We start from the raw sequence: 18813 nt of genomic DNA, 5'->3' as shown, positions 1-18813 counted from the left end.
CCGGTCCTCACCGTTCGTCGTGGTCGCTGTCGCCGCGTGCGGCGTCTTCGAGTTCGCTGAGCACCTGTTCCTCCACCAGGTCCGCCAGGGCGGCGACCGTGCGGTGGACCAGGACGTCGCGGGGCGTGAGGGTCACGCCGAAGGCGTCGTTGGCCCGGGAGGCGATGAGCAGGGCGCGCAGGGAGTCGCCGCCGAGGTCGAAGTAGTCGTCCTCCGCGCCGACGGGCGTGTGCAGGGCCTCTTCCCAGAAGGCGGCCAGCACCTCCTCGGTGGCGGTGCGGGGAGCGATGTGCTCCGCCGTGCGCGGCGCGTCCGGTGCGGGCGCGGGAAGGGCGGTCCGGTCGGTCTTGCCGTTCTCGGTGAGCGGGAAGCGGTCGAGGACCACGTACGCCGTGGGCACCATGGCGCCGGGCAGGGTGGCGGCGGCCAGTGCCCGCAGTTCGGCGGCGGTGGGTGCTTCGGCGCCGGGTGCGCGCAGCAGGTGGGCGACCAGGCGCGGCAGCCCCGGTTCGTCCTCCCGGACGCTCACCACGGCGTCCAGCACGGCCGGGTGGCGCACGAGCGTGGCCTCGACCTCGCCCGCCTCGATGCGGTGGCCGCGCAGTTTGAGCTGGTGGTCGGTGCGGCCCAGGTAGTGCAGTTCGCCGCGGGCGTCGCGCCGTACGAGGTCGCCGGTGCGGTACATGCGGGTGCCGGGCGGCCCGAACGGGTCGGCGGTGAACCGGGTCGCGGTCAGGCCGGGCCGGCCCAGGTAGCCGCGGGCCAGCGCCGGTCCGCTCAGCCACAGTTCGCCCGGCACGCCGTCGGGGACCGGCCGCAGCCGGGCGTCCAGGACGTAGGCGCCGGTGGCGGGCAGCGGGCGGCCGATGGGCGGGGCGGTGCCGTCCGCCTCCAGCGGATCGGACCAGGTGGCGACGACGGTGGCCTCGGTGGGCCCGTAGGAGTTGACCAGGCGGTGGTGCGGGGCCCAGCGGGCGACCAGGTCGGCGCCGCACGCGTCGGCGCCGACGGTCAGGGTCTTCAGGTCGGGCAGGGTGCCGGGGGTGTCCGGCGGCAGGGTGGCGAGCGCCGCCGGGGGCAGCAGGGTGTGGGTGATGCGCTCCTCGCGCAGCACGTCGGCGAGTTCGGCGCCGAGCAGCGGGCCGGGCCGGGGAACGACCAGGCGGGCGCCCTGCGGCAGGGACATGCACAGCTCCAGCACCGAGGCGTCGAAGCTGGGGGTGGCGAACGCCAGCACCCGGTCGCCGGGCGCCACTCGGTAGTGCGCTGCCTCGGCGGCGGCGAAGGCCGCCAGGCCCCGGTGGGTGACCACCACGCCCTTGGGGGTGCCGGTGGAGCCGGAGGTGTAGATGATGTAGGCCGCGTCGTCCAGGTCCAGCGGGCGGGCGCGGTCGGCGTCGGTGGGCCGGTGGCCGGGTGTGCCGTCCGGCGGTGCCGTGAGCAGGGCGGCCACCTCGGCGGCGTCGAGGGTGACGGCGGGCGCCGCGTCCCGCAGCATCGCCGCGACCCGCTCCGGAGGGTAGTCGGGATCCACCGGCAGGAACGCGGCGCCGGTCTTGGCCACCGCCAGCTGGGCGAGGATCATCTCCGCCGAGCGCGGCAGGACCAGGGCGACGAGGGTGCCGGGGCCCGCGCCGCGCGCGATGAGCCGGTGCGCCAGACGGTTGGCCCGCGTCTCCGTCTCGGCGAAGGTCAGTGACAGGCCGGGTGCGCTCACGGCGGGGGCTGTCGGCCGGCGGTCCACCGCGGCCTCGATCAGGGCGGGCAGGGTCGCCGGGGGCACCGGTGCGAGCTGCGGGCGGGCGGGGCCGCGCAGCAGCCGTGCCCGTTCCTCCGGCGGCAGGGTGTCGAGCGCGTCCAGGCGGTCAGCGTCCGTGCAGGCCGCGAGCTCACCCAGGGTGTGCAGGAGCTGGGCGGCCAGGGAGCGCGCGGTGCTCGCGTCGAAGTGGCGCGGGTCGTAGCCGAGTTCGACGCCGAGCCGTTCGCCGGGTGAGATCACCACGGTGAGCGGGTAGTTGGTGGCCTCCCGGGCGTCGAGGTCGCGTACGTGGACGCCGTGGGCGCCGGCCGTGGCGTCGCCGACCGGGTAGTTCTCGAAGACCAGCAGACTGTCGAACATCGGCGTCCCGGCCGGCAGGCCGCTCCACGCCTGGAGGTCGGTCAGGGGCACGTGGTCGAAGCGGCGGTCCTCCGCCCGCGCGGCCTGGGTGTCCCGCAGCCAGGCGTCGCAGGACGCGCCGCCGTCCACGGTGACGCGGGCGGGCAGGGTGGTGATGAACAGGCCGGTGATGGTGTCGGCGCCGGGCAGGTCGGCGGGCCGCCCGGAGACGGTGGTGCCGAAGCACACCTCCCGCTCCCCGCTCCAGCGCGACAGCAGCAGTGCCCAGGCGCCCTGCGCGACGGTGTTGAGGGTCAGGCGGCCCCGGCGGGCGAAGTCCTCCAGCCGCTTGGTCTCCTCCGTTCCCAGCCACTGGGACAGCCAGGTGCCGGAGCGGGCCGCGGAGCTCTGGGCGGGCCTGCGGTCGTAGGGCAGCGGCGTGGGGGCCCTCAGGTCCGCGAGGACGCTCCTCCAGTGCTCCTCGGCCGGCGCGGTGTCCCGGGCGGCGAGCCAGGCGGCGTAGTCGGCGAACGGGCGGCGGTCCGGCAGCCGGGGTTCCTCGCCCCGGGCGAGCGCCGCCTGGGCGGTCATCGCGTCCGCGAGCACGTGGAAGACGCTCCAGCCGTCCAGCAGGACGTGGTGGAAGGTCCACAGGACCCGTACCTGGTCCGGGCCGAGCCGGATCAGGGCCAGGCGCAGCAGCGGGGCCCGGTCCAGTGCCAGGCCGCGGGACTTGTCCTCGGCGAGCAGCCGCTCCAGTGCCGCGTCGCGCCCGGCCGGGGCCAGGGCGGACCAGTCGTGCTCGGTGACCGGCAGGACCGCCGTGCGGTGGACGGCCTGGAGGGGGACGGGGACGCCGCTGAGCACCACGGTGGTGCGCAGGACGGGGGTGCGGTCGACCACGTGCTGGAAGGCGGCGGCGAGCAGGCGCGGGTCGCGCACCCCGTCCACGACGAACGTGATCTGCTCGACGTACATGCCCTGCCCGGGTGCGTCCAGCCCGTGCACGACCATGCCGCTCTGGGTGGGGGTGAGCGGGTACAGGTCGACGATGTCACGGCCGGTACCCACCAGCCGGTCCACCGCCGTCTGGTCCAGCGGTGCCAGCGGGAAGTCCGACGGGGTACGGCCCCCGGCGCCGGGCTCGGCGCAGTGCCGCACGATGTGCCGCAGTTCGTCGGCCAGTTCGGCGGCCAGCCGGGCCACCGTCTCCTGCCGGTGCACCTCGCGCGAGTACGACCAGGTGAACTCCAGCCGCTTGTCGACGACCTGTCCGAGGACGTCGAGGAGGTGCGGCCGGTCCGCCGCACGGTCGATACCGCCGGTCAGTCCGGCGTACGGCGTGTGCAGCAGGCCGCCCGCGGTGGCGTTCCAGTCCTGCTGTCCCAGGTAGTTGAAGCCGACCTGCGGCAGTCCCGGCAGGCCGAGCCGGTCGCGGTCGGGGTGCAGGTGGCGCAGGGCGCCGTAGCCCAGTCCGCCCCTCGGCACGGCCCGCAGGATCTCCTTGACAGCCTTCAGCGCCGCCCCGGTGCCCGCGTCCCCGGGCACGTCCAGGGCGACGGGGAACATGGTGGTGAACCAGCCGACGGTACGGGCGAGGTCGACGTCGTCGAAGAGTTCCTCCCGGCCGTGGCCCTCCAGCGCGACCGTGACCCGGTCCCGGCCGGTCCAGCGGGCCAGGACCCGGCCCAGGGCGCACAGCAGGACGTCGTTGACGCGGGTGCGGTAGACGTCCGGCACGTCCTGGAGCAGCCGCCGGGTCTCCTCGCTGTCCAGGCTCACCGTCACCGTCTCCTCGCAGGCGGCGGTGTTGGCTCCGGTGAGGTCGGTCGGCAGGGGCGCGGAGTCGGCGGACAGGGCCTGCCAGTGGGCGAGTTCGTCGTCGAAGCCGCCGGACGCGGTGTGCGCGGTCAGGCGCTGCGACCACGCCCGGAAGGAGGTGGTCTTCGCCCCGAGGTCCGCCCGCTCGCCGGCGCGCAGCGCCCGGTAGGCGGTCTCCAGGTCCTCCAGGAGGATCCGCCAGGACACCGCGTCCACCACCAGGTGGTGGGCGGCCAGCAGCAGCACCGGCCGCCGGTCGTCGCCGGTCCGGCACAGCGCGGCCCGCAGCAGCGGGCCGCCGGCGAGGTCGAACCCGGCGCACAGGGCATCGGCCAGGTCGCGCACCGCGGAGTCGCCGGCGCCCTCGGGCAGATCGCGCACCTCCAGCCGGGGCGTCTCCCCCGGCGCGGTGCCGTGCTGCCGCCACCGTCCGTCGCCGTCCTGCTCGAACCGCAGGTGCAGCGCGTCGTGCTGCTCCAGTACGACGGCCAGGGCGGCCCGCAGCAGGGTCTCGTCGGTGTCGGCGGCCAGGTGGAAGGAGACCGCCTGGGTCAGCCGCGCGGGGTCGCCGGTGAGCGTGTCGAACAGCCAGTGCTGGACGGGGGTGAGCGGCACATCCCCGACGACCGGGCCCTGTTCCGCCACCGGGCGCCGAACCGTCGAGTCCTGGGCCGCGGCGGCCAGTTCGGCGACGGTCTGGTGCTGGAACAGGTGCCGGGGTGTCAGGGCGAGGCCGGCCCGGCGGGCGGCGGAGACGATCTGGATGCCGAGGATGGAGTCGCCGCCGAGCGCGAAGTAGTTGTCCCGCGCGCCCACTTCGGGCACGCCCAGCACCTCGGACCAGATCGCGGCGAGTGTCCGTTCGGCCTCGGTGCGCGGCGCGCGGTCACCGGTGCCGCGCGGCGCGGACCACACGGGGTCGGGCAGCGCGCGCCGGTCCAGCTTGCCGGTGGCCCCCAGCGGCAGCCGCTCCAGCGGCACGACGAGTGCCGGGACCAGGTGGTCGGGGAGCGTACGGGCGAGGAAGGCCCGCAGGCCGGCGGAGTCGGGAAGCCCCGGGCCGTCGGGGACCGCGTACGCCACCAGGCGCTTGTGGCCGTCGTGTTCGACCACGCGGGCGGCCGCCGCGGACACCCGGGGGTGCCAGGTCAGCGCCGCCTCGACCTCGCCGAGTTCGATGCGGAAGCCGCGGACCTTCACCTGGTCGTCCGAACGGCCGAGGTACACCAGGTCGCCGTCGGCGGTCCACCGCACGAGGTCTCCGGTGCGGTACATGCGGTCGCCGGGCGGACCGAAGGGATCGGCGGGGAAGCGGGAAGCGGTCAGCCCCGGCCGGTTCAGGTAGCCGCGGGCCACACCGGTCCCGGCCAGGTACAGCTCGCCCGGCACACCGGCGGGCACCGGGCGCAGCCGGGCGTCCAGGACGTAGACACGGGCGCCGCCGACGGGCCTGCCGATGGGCGGGACGCGGTCGGGTTCGGCCGGGTCGCAGGTGAAGGCGGTGGCGTAGACGGTGGCCTCGGTGGGGCCGTAGATGTTCAGTACCCGGCAGCCGGGCACCGCCGCGCGCACCTGGCGCACGGTCCGCACGGGCAGCGCCTCACCGGCGAGGACGACGGTGTCGGCGCTGACGCGGACGGTGTCCTCCGCCAGCAGCCGGCCCAGCGCGGAGGGCACCGCGCTGAGCAGCCCGGCCCGCCACGGCTCCTCCCGCTCGGCGAGGGCCAGCAGGTCGTGCACGATCTCGACGCGGCCGCCCGCCAGCAGCGGCGAGAAGATCTCGAACACCGACACGTCGAAGTTGAGCGAGGTGGAGGCCACCACGTGCTCCAGGCCGCGCCCGCCGAACTCGGCGGCGGCCCAGTCGGTCAGCGCCAGCACCGACGCCTGCGCGACGACCACACCCTTGGGCCGGCCGGTCGAGCCGGAGGTGTGGATGACGTAGGCGGGGTGGTCCGGCAGCAGCCGTCCGTGCCGCTCGTCGTCGGTGATGCCGTCGCCGGACAGGGCGGCCAGGCGCGCGGCACAGGCGGGGTCGTCGAGGGCGATCCGGGTGAACGGCCCGTCCGGCAGCCGCTCGCCCGTCTCCGCGCAGGTGACGACCGCTTCGGGCCGCACGTCGTCGAAGAGGAAGGCGATCCGCTCGGCCGGGTGGCCGGGGTCGACGGGCAGGTAGGCGGCGCCGCTCTTGAGGACCGCCAGCAGCGCCACGATCAGGTCCGGGGTGCGCGGCAGAGCGAGCGCGACGAACCGTTCGGGCCCGGCCCCGGCGTCGATGAGCAGCCTGGCCAGCCGGTTGGCGCGCTCGTCGAGCTGCCGGTAGGTGAGCTGTTCCGTGCCTCCGAGCACGGCGACGGCGTCGGGGGTCCGTGCGGCCTGCGCGCGGAACTCCTCGGGCAGGGTCCGGTACGGCGCCTTCGCCACCGGCCCGCCGAAGCGTTCCAGCAGACGGCGGCCCTCGTCGCCGGACATCAACGGCAGGTCGGCCAGGGCGCGGTCCGGGTCGGTGGCCATCTCCGTCAGCAGCGTGCGCAGGCTCGCGCCGATGCCGTCGACGGTGGCGGTGTCGAAGGCGGCGGGGTCGTAGTCCAGGGTGACCGTCAGGGTGTCGCCGGGCGCGACGACCACGCTGAGCGGGTAGTTGGTCGGCTCCACGTCGCGTTCCTGCTCCATGGCCAGGCCGTGCCGGGCCAGGGCGTCCGCGTCGAACGGGTAGTTCTCGAAGACCACGATGCTGTCGAACAGGGCGGTGCCGCCCGGTACTTCGCTCCAGGTCTGGAGCTGGGCGAGGGAGACGAAGTCATGGCGCCGGGACTCCGACTGGGCGGCCTGGAGGTCGCCCAGCCAGTCCAGCAGCCGGCGCCGTCCGTCGATCCGCGCCCGGGTGGGCAGGGTGTTGATGAACAGGCCGACCATGGAGGTCACGCCCGGCAGGTCGGCGGGACGGCCGGAGACGGTGGTGCCGAACACCACGTCGTCCCCGGCGCCGTAGCGGGACAGCAGCAGCGCCCAGGCGCCCTGGAGGACGGTGTTGACGGTCAGGCCGGCCTCCTGCGCGGTACGGCGCAGCCGCGCCGACAGCTCGGCGTCGAGCGTCACCCGCACCGATCCCGAGGACGAGGTGCGGTGCGCCTCGGCGGGCCGCCGGTCACGGGGCAGTTCGGTGGCGACGGGGAAACCGGCCAGCGCCTCGCGCCAGTACCGTTCCGCCCGCTCGGTGTCCTGCCGGGCCAGCCAGTCCAGGTAGTCGCTGAAGGGGGCACGGTCGGGCACCTGCGGGCGCCGCCCGGCGGTGAGCGCCGCGTACCGCTCGCACACCTCGTCGAAGACCTGGGCCGCGCTCCACCCGTCGAGCAGCAGGTGATGGAACGTCCACAGCATCCGCACCCGCTCGGGCGAGAGCCGGATCAGGGCCAGGCGCATCAACGGGGCGGTCTCCAGGTCGAGTCCGGCCTGCCGGTCCTCGTCGGTCAGCCGGGCCAGTTCCGTCCCGCACCGCTCGGCGGACCATCCGGACCAGTCGTGGTGGGCGACGGGTACCCTCGCCTGCCGCAGCACCGCCTGGAGGGGTTCGGCGGTCTCCTGCCACACCGGACGGATCCGCAGCATCGCGTTGGTGTCCACGGTCCGCTGCCACGCCTCGGCCAGGGCGTGCGGATCGGTGACGCCGGACAGCACCAGCTGGACCTGGTTGACGTAGGTGCGGCTGGCGGGGTCCATCAGGCTGTGGAACAGCATGCCCGCCTGCATCGGCGTCAGCGGGTACAGGTCCTCGACGCTGCGGCCGTCACCCACGACCCGGTCCACGGCCGCCTGGTCGATCCGGACCAGCGGGAAGTCCGACGGCGTACGGCCCCCCGCGCCGGGGTCGGCGCAGTGCGCGACGACTTCCTCCAGCCCCCGCAGCATCCCGGCCGCGAGACCGGCGACGGTGTCCTCACGGTGCAGGTGCCGGCTGTAGTACCAGGTGACCTCCAGCTCGCCGTCCTCGACACGGGCGACCACGTCCAGCAGGTGCGGGCGCACCGACTCGGGCGCCTCGGCACCGTCCAGCCCGGCCGGGACGGAACGCACCAGCGCGCCGCCCTGGGCGGACCAGTCGAAGCGGCCCAGGTAGTTGAAGCTGACGCCGGGCATCGGCGCGTCGGCAAGCCGCTCGTCGCGCGCCAGGTGGCGCAGGGCGCCGTGGCCCAGGCCACGCCCGGGGACGGACCGCAGCTGCTCCTTGACGGACTTCAGGGCGGTGCCCCAGTCCCCGTCCGGGATGTCGAGGGCGACGGGGAACAGGGTGGTGAACCAGCCGACCGTCCGGGACAGGTCGATGTCGTCGAAGAGCTGGTCCTCGCGGCCGTGTCCCTCCAGGCCGACGGGGACGGTCCTGCGCCCGGTCCATCTGGAGAGCACCCGGCCGAGGGCGGTCAGCAGGACGTCGTCGACGCGGGTGCGGTAGACGCCGGGCACCTTCCGCAGCAAGTCGTCGGTGTGCCGCCGGTCCAGGCGTACGGTCACCGCGTCCACGTCGGCCATGGTGTTGCCGCCGTCGCCGTCCACCGGCAGCGGCGCGGCGCAGTGCCCGGCCACCGCCTCCCAGTGCTCGCGCTGCGCGGCGAAGCCGCCGGACGCGGTGTGCGTGTGCAGGCGCCGCGCCCACTCCTGGACGGAGGTCGTCCGGTCCGGCAGGCGCACCGGCTCCCCGGCACGGGCCTGCCCGTAGGCGGTCTCCAGGTCCTCCAGCAGGATGCGCCAGGAGACGCCGTCGACGACCAGGTGGTGTACGACGAGGAGCAGGCGGGCGCCGGTGCCCCTACCGGTTGCGGCGCCGTCACCGGTGCCGGTACCGGTTGCGGTGCCGGTGAACAGGCGGGCCGTGAGCAGCGGTCCGCTCGACAGCCGGAAGGCGGCGTGCGCCTCGGCCGTGACGCGGGCCTCGGCCTCCTCGGCCGCTTCCGCCGGGAGTCCGCCCAGGTCGCAGATCTCCAGCAGCTCGGGCGGCTCCTCGTCGGCTCCGGGGCACTCCTGGCGCCAGGAGCCGTCGGCGGATCGGCCGAAACGGCAGCGCAGGGCGTCGTGACGGGCGTACACGGCCGCCAGGGCGCGGCGCAGGGCCGCCGGGTCGACGTCGTCGGGCGTTTCCACGACGACGGACTGGTTGAAGAACTCCGGCCGCGGCGGCCCGGGATCGAGGAACCAGTGCTGGATCGGGGTGAGCGGCACCTCGCCGGTCACCGGGCCGGTCCCCGCGACGGGCACGGCGGTGCCGGTGTCCGCCGCTGCGGCCAGAGCGGCGATCGTCGGGTGCCGGAACAGGTCCCTCGGGGTGAGCGCGAGCCCGGCGGCACGGGCCCGGGAGACGACCTGGATGCTGAGGATCGAGTCACCGCCCAGCATGAAGAAGTTGTCGTCGGCGCCGACCCGTTCCGCTCCGAGCAGCTCCGCCCAGATCCCGGCGAGGATCCGCTCGGCCTCGGTGCGCGGCGCGCGGTACTCGGCGTCACCGGCCGCCGTCCAGTCGGGCGCGGGCAGCCGGCGCCGGTCGACCTTGCCGTTGGCGGTCAGCGGCAGTTCGGCCACCGTGACGAAGGCGGCGGGCACCATGTAGTCGGGCAGTTCGGCGACGACGTGCGCGCGCAGCTCGCTCGCGGACGGCACGGCGACCGCAGGGGCCGGCACGAGGTGGGCGGCCAGCCGCTTGCGTCCGGCGTGCTCGTACATCGAGACCACCGCCTCGGCCACGGCCGGGTGGGCGGTCAGCCGGGCCTCGATCTCGGTCGGCTCGACCCGGAACCCGCGGATCTTGACCTGGTCGTCCGCGCGTCCCACGAAGTGCAGTTCACCGTCGGCGCTCCACCGCACGATGTCGCCGGTGCGGTACATCCGTCCGCCGGGCGGGCCGAACGGGTCGGCCAGGTAGCGTGCGGCACTCGCGCCGGGCCGCCCGGCGTAGCCCCGGGCCAGTCCGGCGCCCGCCACGTACAACTCCCCCGGCACACCCGGCGGTTGCGGCTCAAGGGCGTCGTCCAGCACGTACACGCGGGTGTTGTCGAGCGGGCGTCCGATGGGCAGCACCGCGGGGAGCGGGTCACCGGCGCGGAAGACCCGCCGGGTGGCGAAGGTGGTGGTCTCGGTGGGTCCGTAGCCGTCGACGACGGTGAGGCCGGGGCAGGCGTCGAGTACGCGTCCCACCACCGCGCCCGGTACGGCCTCGCCGCCGGTCCACACCTCGCGGGCGCCCCGCAGGCAGGTGGGGTCCTCCTGCGCGAGGAGCCGGAACAGGCCCGCGGTCAGCCACAGGCAGCGCACGCCCCGCTCGGTGATCGCGCGGCGGACGACGGCGGCGTCCACGTCGGCCGGCGGGGCCAGCACGGCCGTCCCGCCGCGCAGCAGCGGCACCCACACCTCGTAGGTGGCGGCGTCGAAGGCGTGCGGGGAGTGCACCAGGACCCGGTCGTGCCCGGCGAAGGCGCGGTCGAGGGCGAGCGCGGCGACGTCCCGCTGGCGTACCGCGACACCCTTGGGGGTGCCGGTGGAGCCGGACGTGAACATCAGGTACTGGACGTTGTCGGGGTGGACCCGCAGGACGCCGGGCCGGATGTCGTCCCGCGTTCGCGGCGGTTCGCCCGCGAGGAGCTCGTCCACGCGCAGGACGGTGCCGTCGGGCAGCGTCTCTCCCGCGGTCCGCTGCCACTCGGCGTCGGTCAGCAGCAGTCGCGCGCCCGCCTCGGTGAGCATCCGGCGCAACCGCTCGTGCGGCGCCCTGCCGTCCAGCGGGACGTACACGCCGCCGGTGCGGACCAGGGCGAGCTGGACGACGACGAGATCGGCCGAGCGTCCCGTCAGCACGCCCACCGGGACCTCGGCCGTCACGCCGAGCGCGGCCAGTCGGCCGGCCAGCAGGGCGGCCCGGGCGTCCAGTTCCCGGTAGGTGAGCCGCTCGGTGTCCGATTCCAGGGCCACCGCGTCCGGGGTGCGCCGCACCTGCGCGGCGAACAGCTCCGCCACCGTGGCCTCGGATGTGCCGGTGGCGGTGTCGTTCCACTCCTCGATCACTTGTCGGCGGCGGGCGGCGGTGAGCAACGGCAGTCGCGCGGGCGGGAGTTCCGGGCTCGTGGCCATGCCCGTCAGCAGGACGGTGAGGTACTCGACCATGCGCTCGACGGTGCCGGCGTCGAACAGCTGCGGGTCGTAGCCCAGCCGTAATCCCAGTTCGGTGCCCGGATAGGCCACGAGGCTCAGCGGGTAGTTGGTGGTCTCGATGCCGTCCAGCGCGGTCAGCCGCAGTCCGTGCGCGGCGGCCAGGTCGTCGTCGACCGGGTAGTTCTCGAAGACGACGATGCTGTCGAACAGGGCGGCGCGCTCGGGGAGTTCGGTGAGCCCCTTCATCCGGGTGAGCGGCACGTGATCGAAGCGGCGGTCCTCGCTCTGGTCCTGCTGGAGTTCGCGCAGCCAGTCGAGCAGGGGCCTGTCGTGCGGCACCGTCACCCGAGTGGGCAGGGTGGTGATGAACAGGCCGGTCATGGTGTCGGCTCCCGGCAGCTCGGGAGGCCGCCCGGAGACGGTCGTGCCGAACACCACGTCGGCCGCGCGGGCCTGACGGCTCAGCAGCAGCGCCCACGCCCCCTGCACGAGGGTGTTGAGGGTCAGCCCCGCCGTCCTGGCCAGCTCCGCCAGGGCCCCGGTGGTGGCCGCGTCCACGGTGCCGCGGACCGCCGCCGTGGACTCGGCGCGGTGGCTCTCGCGGGGCTCGTGGTCGTAGGGCAGTGCGGTGGCCTCGGCCAGGCCGGCGAGGCGGCGGCGCCAGTGCCGGTCGGCCTCCGCCCCGTCGCGGTCGCGCAGCCAGGCCACGTAGTCCCGGAACGGGCGCCGGTCCGGCAGGGGCTCCCGGCCGGCCGTGGCGTGCCCGGCGAAGACGTCGGAGAGCACCTGGAACAGACTCCAGCCGTCCAGGAGCAGGTGGTGGAAGGACCAGACGACGCGTACGCCGCCGCCGGAGATCCTGGCGAGCACCAGCCGCTGGAGCGGGGCCCGGGTCAGGTCCACGCCCTGCTCGCGGTCCCGGTCCAGCAGCTGCCGCAGCCGCCTCTCGCGCTCCTCCTCGGTCAGGTCACGCCAGTCCAGGTGAGTGACGGGCAGGGAGGCGTGGCGCTGGACCACCAGCAGCGGCTCGGGCACGTCCTGCCAGACGACGCGTCCGCGCAGCACGGGCGTGTGGTCGCAGACGCGCTGCCAGGCCGCCGCGAGCGCGGCCGGTTCGGGCACGCCGTCCAGGTCGAAGGTGAGCTGCTGGAAGTAGACGCCCCGGTCGTCCTGGGAGAGCCGGTGGAACAGCATGCCGGTCTGGGTGGGGGTGAGCGGGTGGATGTCCTCCACCGCGTGGGGATCGTCCCCCGCGATCCGGTCCACGGTCGCCTGGTCGAGCCGGGCGAGGGGGAAGTCCGAGGGGGTGCGTCCGCCGCCGCCGGGCCGGCCGGCATGGCGGGCGATGCCGGCCAGCGCGCCGGCGAACCGCGCGGCCAGGTCGGCGACGGTCGTCCTGGTGTGCAGGTCCTCGGAGTAGAACCAGGTGAACTCCAGAGCGTCGCCGTCCAGTTGGCCCACCACCTCCAAGGGGTGCGGGCGGACGGCCGAGGGGTCGGCGTCCAGTTCCAGCGGACGGAACGTTCCCTCGTACAGGCCGCCGGGAGTGTCCGACAGCCCGAACCTGCCCAGGTAGTTGAAGCTGACCTGCGCTTCCGGCGCCCCGGGCAGGGACTTCGGGCAGTCCAGATACCGCAGGACGTCGTGCCCGACTCCGTGCCGGGGCACCGCCCGCAGCTGTTCCTTGACCTGCTTGAGCACGACGTCCCAGTCCGCGTCGGCCGGGACGGCGAGGGCGACGGGATGGCGGGTGGTGAACCAGCCGACCGTACGGCTGATGTCGACGTCGGCGAAGAGTTCCTCGCGGCCGTGTCCCTCGACGTCCACGAGGACCCGCTCGTGCCCGGTCCAGGCGCACAGCACCCGGCCGAGCGCGCTCAGCAGCACGTCGTTGACCCGGGTGCGGTAGGTGTCCGGGAGGGTGCGCAGCAGGGTCGAGGTGTCCTCGGGGGTGAGACGGACGGTCACCGAGCGCGCCGAGGCGTAGGTGTTGGCGCCCTCGCCCGTTCCTTCGCCCGGTCTCCCGCCCTGCGTGTCGGTCGGCAGCGTCGTCCGGACTCCGGCGGCGGCGTCGGTCCAGTACGCGACCTCGTCGTCGAAGCCGCCGTCGGCCGCGTGGGCGGACAGCCGCCGGGCCCAGTGCCGCAGCGGTGAGGACTTGGAAGGCAACGCCTGCTGTCCGTCTCGGCCTTCCCGGCGGGCGCGGTAGGCCCGGTCGAGGTCTTCGAGGAGCACCCGCCAGGAGACTCCGTCGACCACCAGGTGGTGGACGGCCAGGTGCAGCACGCGGGGCCGGCCGGGGCCGCGGTCGTGCAGCACGGCACGCAGCAGCGGGCCGTGGCGCAGGTCGAAGGCGCCGTGGTGCGGGGAGTCGGTGTCGGGGCCGGCGTGGTGGGCCAGCCGCAGGCGCGGGGCCTGGTCCTCGATACGCCAGGCGGCGCGCGGTTCCGCGCTCGTACCGTCGGGGCTCTCCTCGGTGAGGAAGCGTGAGCGCAGGGCGTCGTGGTGGGCGACGAGGTCGTTGAGGGCGTCCTCCAGCGCCACCGTGTCGACGGAGCCGGGGAGCCGGACGGACAGGGTCTGGGCGAAGCGGCCCGCGTGCTGGGCGGCGCTGTCGAACAGCCAGCGCTGGATGGGCGTGAGCGGCGCCGGGCCGGTGGCGGGCACCGAGGCCGGGACGGCGGGCCGGTGGCCGCCGGCCGCGTCGGCGCAGCGGGCGAGGGCGGCGATGGTCTGGTGGCGGTAGACGTCCCGGGAGGTGACCGTGAGGCCCGCCTGGCGGGCCTGCGCCACCACCTGGATGCTGAGGATGGAGTCGCCGCCCAGGGCGAAGAAGTTGTCGTCCACCCCGATGCGGTCCACGCGCAGGATGTCCGCCCAGATGGCGGCGAGGGTGTGCTCGGTGGGGGTGCGCGGGGCCACGCGGTACGTACCACCGCGTACCGGCCCGGGGTCCGGCAGGCGGCCCCGGTCCAGCTTGCCGTTGGGGTTGAGGGGCAGGCCGGCCAGGACCACGACGGCCGTCGGCACCATGTAGTCGGGCAGGGTGCGGCCGAGGACCCGGCGCACCTCCTCCGGCTCGACGCGGGCGTCCGGGGCGGGAACGACGTAGCCGACCAGACGGCGGTGGCCGTCTCGCTCCCGGACGGTGGCCGCCGCCTCCGTCACGCCGTCGACGCGGCGCAGCGCCTCCTCCACCTCGCCCAGTTCGATGCGGAAGCCGCGCACCTTGACCTGCTGGTCGGTGCGGCCGAGGTACTCCAGTTCGCCGTCGGTGGTCCACCGCACCAGGTCTCCGGTGCGGTACATGCGGTCCCCCGGCGCGCCGAAGGGATCGCCGACGAACCGGGAGGCGGTCAGCCCCGGGCGTCCCAGATAGCCGCGCGCCAGTCCCCCGCCGCCCAGGTACAGCTCTCCCGTCACGCCGGGCGGCTGGGGGCGCAGCAGGCGGTCCAGGACGTAGGCACGGGTGCGGGCCACGGGCCTGCCGATCGGCGGGGCCTGGTCCGGGGCGGCGCCGTTCGCGAACCACGCGGTGGCGTAGACGGTGGCCTCGGTCGGGCCGTAGATGTTGGCGATCTCGCAGTCCGGCATGGCCCGCTTCAGGTCGTGCACGGTCTGCGCGGGGAGCGCCTCCCCGGCCAGGACGACGGTGTCCGCCTCCACCACCGCGCCGCCCTCGGCGAGCATGCGGGAGATCACCGACGGCACGCCGCTGACCATTCCGGCCCGTCGGGGTCCGGTGGTGTCGGCGAGGGCCGGCAGGTCGGCGACCACCTCGACGCCGCCGCCCACGAGCAGGGGGCAGAGCATCTCGAACACGGACACGTCGAAGTTGAGCGAGGTGGAGGCCACCACATGGGCCAGCCGCCGGGGCCCGAAACGCTCCCCGGCCCACGCCGCGAGCGCCGCGACACTGCGGTGGGTGACCACGACGCCTTTCGGACGTCCGGTCGAGCCCGAGGTGTAGATGACGTACGCGGGATGCCCCGGGTCGAGAGGCCGCACCCGGTCGGCGTCGGTGAGATCGTCGTCGCTGAGGGCGCCGAGGGTGAGATCGCTGTCGGTGAGGTCGTCGGCGGCGGTGTCCTGGGCGAGGCAGTCCTCCAGGAGCAGCGGGGCGCAGTCCCCGGGCAGCGCGCCGGCGGTCTCGCGGGTGGCGACGACGAGGGCGGGAGCGGCGTCGGCGAGCATGAAGCGGACGCGATCGACCGGGTAGCCGGGGTCCACCGGGAGGTAGCCGGCGCCCGCTTTGAGTACGGCCCACAGCACCGGCAGCAGGTTCGCCGTCCGTGGCAGGCACAGCGCCACCAGCGTCTCGGGCCCGGCCCCGCGGGCGGTCAGCAGCCGGGCGAGCCGGTTGGCGCGCCGGTTGACCTCGGCGTAGTCCAGGCGTTCGGAGCCGCACACCACGGCGGTCCGGTCGGGCGTTTGGGCCACCTGTGCCTCGAACAGCGCGGGCAGCGTGCGGTCGGGCTCCCGGTGGGCGTCCGCGGGCCGCGGGTTCCAAACTTCCAGCACGGTGTGCCGTTCGTCGTCCGAGAGCAGGGCGAGCTCGCCCACCGTGCGGTGCGGTCCGTCCGCCATGCCCTCCAGCAGCCGGTGCAGATGACGGCTCATCCGCGCGACCGTCTCCGCCTCGAACAGGCCGGTGTTGTACTCGACGGTGAGCGCGCAGCCGCCGTCGGCGTGCGGCGCGAATTCCAGCACCAGATCGAAACGGGCGGCCGGGCGGGGCAGCGGGTGGTGCTCGATCCGCACCCCGCCGGCGCGCGGCGGGTCGCTCAGGGCGGTCTGCTGCACCACCAGCACCTGCACCAGCGGGGTACGGCTGGGATCCCGGGGCGGGGCCAGCTCCTCCACCACCCGGTCGAACGGCACCGAGTCGTGGGCGAAGGCGTCCAGCACCGTCGCCCGCATGCTCTCCACGAACCGGTCGACGGTCGCGGCGTCGTCCACGTCCCCGCGCAGCACGACCGTGTTGGCGAAGAACCCGGTCACGTCCTCCAGTTCACGGCGTCCCCGCCCGGTGGTGACGGTGCCGAAGACGACGTCCCGCTGCCCGGTGTAGCGGGAGAACAGCACCGCCGCCGCCCCGGCGAACAGGGTGAACACGGTCGCACCGCGTCCCCCGGCCAGGTGTCTCAGCCGCCGCACCAGCTCCGCCGGAAGGTGCTGCCGGTGCGCGGCGCCGGCCGTGCTGCGCACCGCGGGCCGGGGCCGGTCGGTGGGCAGTTCCAGTTGCGGCATGCCGGTCAGGTGGCGCTTCCAGTAGGCGAGGTGTTCCGCGTCGCCGTCGCCGGAGCGCTGTCGCCGCTCCCACACGGCGAAGTCCGGGTACTGCACGCCGGGTGCGGGCAGCCCGTCCTCGGTGCCACAGACCTCGGCCCGGTACAGGGCCGTCAGGTCACGGGTCAGGATGTCCACCGACCAGCCGTCGGTGACGATGTGATGCTGGGCCACCAGCAGCACATGGTCGTCGTCACCGTGTCGGACGAGCAGAGCCCTGGTGAGCGGGCCGGCCGCCAGGTCGAAGGGGCGCTTCAGCTCCTCGGTGAGCAGCCGGTCGGCGGCCTCCTCGCGCCGGGCGGCGGGCAGATGCGTCACGTCGGCCGTGCGCAGCGGCAGGTCGGCGTGCGGATGCACCCGCTGCACGCCCTGGCCGTCCTCGGTGGCGAAGGTCGTGCGCAGGGAGTCGTGGCGGGCGACCAGCCGGTCCAGGGCACGGCGCAGCGCCCCGGTGTCCAGCTCGCCGCGCAGCCGCAGCGCCAAGCCGGTGTTGTACTCGGCGCCGCCCGGGGTGAGGTCGTCCAGGAACCACAGGCGGCGCTGGGCGCTGGAGAGCGGAAGCGGCCGGTCGCGCGGGACGGCCGGGATCGGGTCCGGGGCCGCCTCGGCCAAGGGGGCGTCCAGCAGCCGGGCCAGGGCGGCGACCGTGCGCGCGGTGAACACGTCCCGGATGGACAGGCGGGCGCCGGTTTCCTCGCGGATGCGGGCGAGGGCACGGGTGGCGAGGATCGAGTCTCCGCCCAGGTCGAAGAAGTCGTCCTCGGCGCCGACGGCGTCGACGCCCAGGACGTCCGCCCACACGTCGGCGAGCACCCGCTCCTGCGGGGTGCGCGGCACCACGTGGTCCGGACCGGCCGCGTGGACGGGCGCGGGCAGGGCACGCAGGTCGGTCTTGTGCTGGGGGGTGAGCGGCAGGGCGTCGAGGACCACCACGGCGGACGGCACCATGTGCGGCGGCAGGACTGCGGCGACGGCCTCTCTCAACTGGTCGCTGCGGAGACCCTGTTGAGGATCGGCGGGGGTGACGTAGCCGACCAGCCGACGCCGTCCGGGTTCGTCCTCGCGCACCACGGCCACGGCGTCCCGTACTCCGCCGCAGCGCCGCAGCGCCGCCTCGACCTCACCGGGCTCGATCCGGAAGCCACGCAGTTTCACCTGGCGGTCGAGCCGGCCCAGGTACTCCAGTTCGCCCTGCTCGTTCCGGCGGGCCCGGTCGCCGGTGCGGTACAGCCGGGCTCCGGGCGGGCCGAAGGGGCTGGCGACGAAGCGTTCGGCGGTGAGGCCGGGCCGGTGGAGATAGCCGCGGGCCACTCCCGCCCCGCCGACGTACAGTTCGCCGTCGGTGCCGCGCGGCACCGGCCGCATGGCCGCGTCCAGTACGTGCGCCTCGGTGCCGGGAAGAGCGGTGCCGATGCCCGGAGTGCCGCTCCCGGCGGACAGCGGTCCGGTCCAGGAGGCCACGATGGTCGTCTCGGTGGGCCCGTACGAGTTGATCATCCGGCGGCCGGGCGCCCAGCGGTCGACGAGTGCCGCCGGGCACGCTTCGGCTCCCACGATCAGCGTGCGCAGGCCGCCCGGGTCGATCCGCGCCGGGTCCGGCAGGGTGGCCAGGGCGGCCGGCGGGATCAACGCGTGGCTGATGCGGTGCTCGTTCACCACGGCGGCCAGTTCGTCGCCCAGCCAGGGGCCGTCGGGCGGTACGACCAGGGTGGCCCCGGACAGGACGGAGATGAACAGTTCCAGTACGGAGGCGTCGAAGCTGGGCGAGGAGAACTGCAGCACCCGGTCGCCCGGGCCCACGGCGTACTGCTCGGCGGCGCCCGCGGTGAAGGCGGCGATGCCCCGGTGGGTGACGGTCACGCCCTTGGGCTTTCCGGTCGAGCCGGAGGTGTAGATGACGTACGCGGCCTGGTCGGCGTCCACCCGCGGTGCCGGCGTCGGGATGTTCCCGGCGGCCTCCATGGCGGCACGTACGCCGGCCACGTCGTCGAGGACCACGGCGGGTGCCGCGTCCGCCAGCATCAACGCGCGTCGCTCAGCCGGGTAGTGGGGGTCCACGGGCAGGAAGGCGGCACCCGTGCGGGCCACGGCCAGCTCGGCGGCGATCAACTCCAGCGAGCGCGGCAGGACCAGTGCCGTGATCCGCTCCGGCCCGGCCCCGCGCCGTACGAGGTCGGCGGCCAGGCGCCCGGTGCGCTCCGCCAGTTCCCGGTAGGACCACGTCCGCCGGCCGTCGGTCACCGCCGGCGCGTCCGGCGTCCGGCCCACCCACGCCTCGAACAGTTCGCCGAGCGGCCGGTGCGGCACCGGGGTGCCCGAGCCGGCTGTGGCGTCGGTGACGTCGTCCGCCCGGGTGGAGAGGGACGTCGGGTCGGGCGAGTTGTGCAGGTCCGTCATGGGGAGTCCTCGGGAGACGGTGACGATGCGGGTGCGCGAGCGCGGGGAGCCGCCCGGGCGCACCGGAGCCGCGC

The 18813-nt window shown here is 75.0% G+C and carries 1 protein-coding gene; it reads right to left on the bottom strand.

What is annotated here, in order from left to right; all coding sequences use genetic code 11:
• Nucleotides 1-7: 7 nt before the first annotated feature.
• On the bottom strand, nucleotides 8-18739 hold the full coding sequence (locus ACWD0J_RS02740; protein ID WP_451493906.1) for a non-ribosomal peptide synthase/polyketide synthase: 18732 nt from the start codon (nucleotides 18737-18739) through the stop codon (nucleotides 8-10).
• Between the last annotated feature and the right edge of the window lie 74 nt (nucleotides 18740-18813).

It is taken from the genome of Streptomyces sp. NPDC003011, from assembly GCF_053591515.1.
This window is presented reverse-complemented; position numbering and strand designations above follow the sequence as displayed.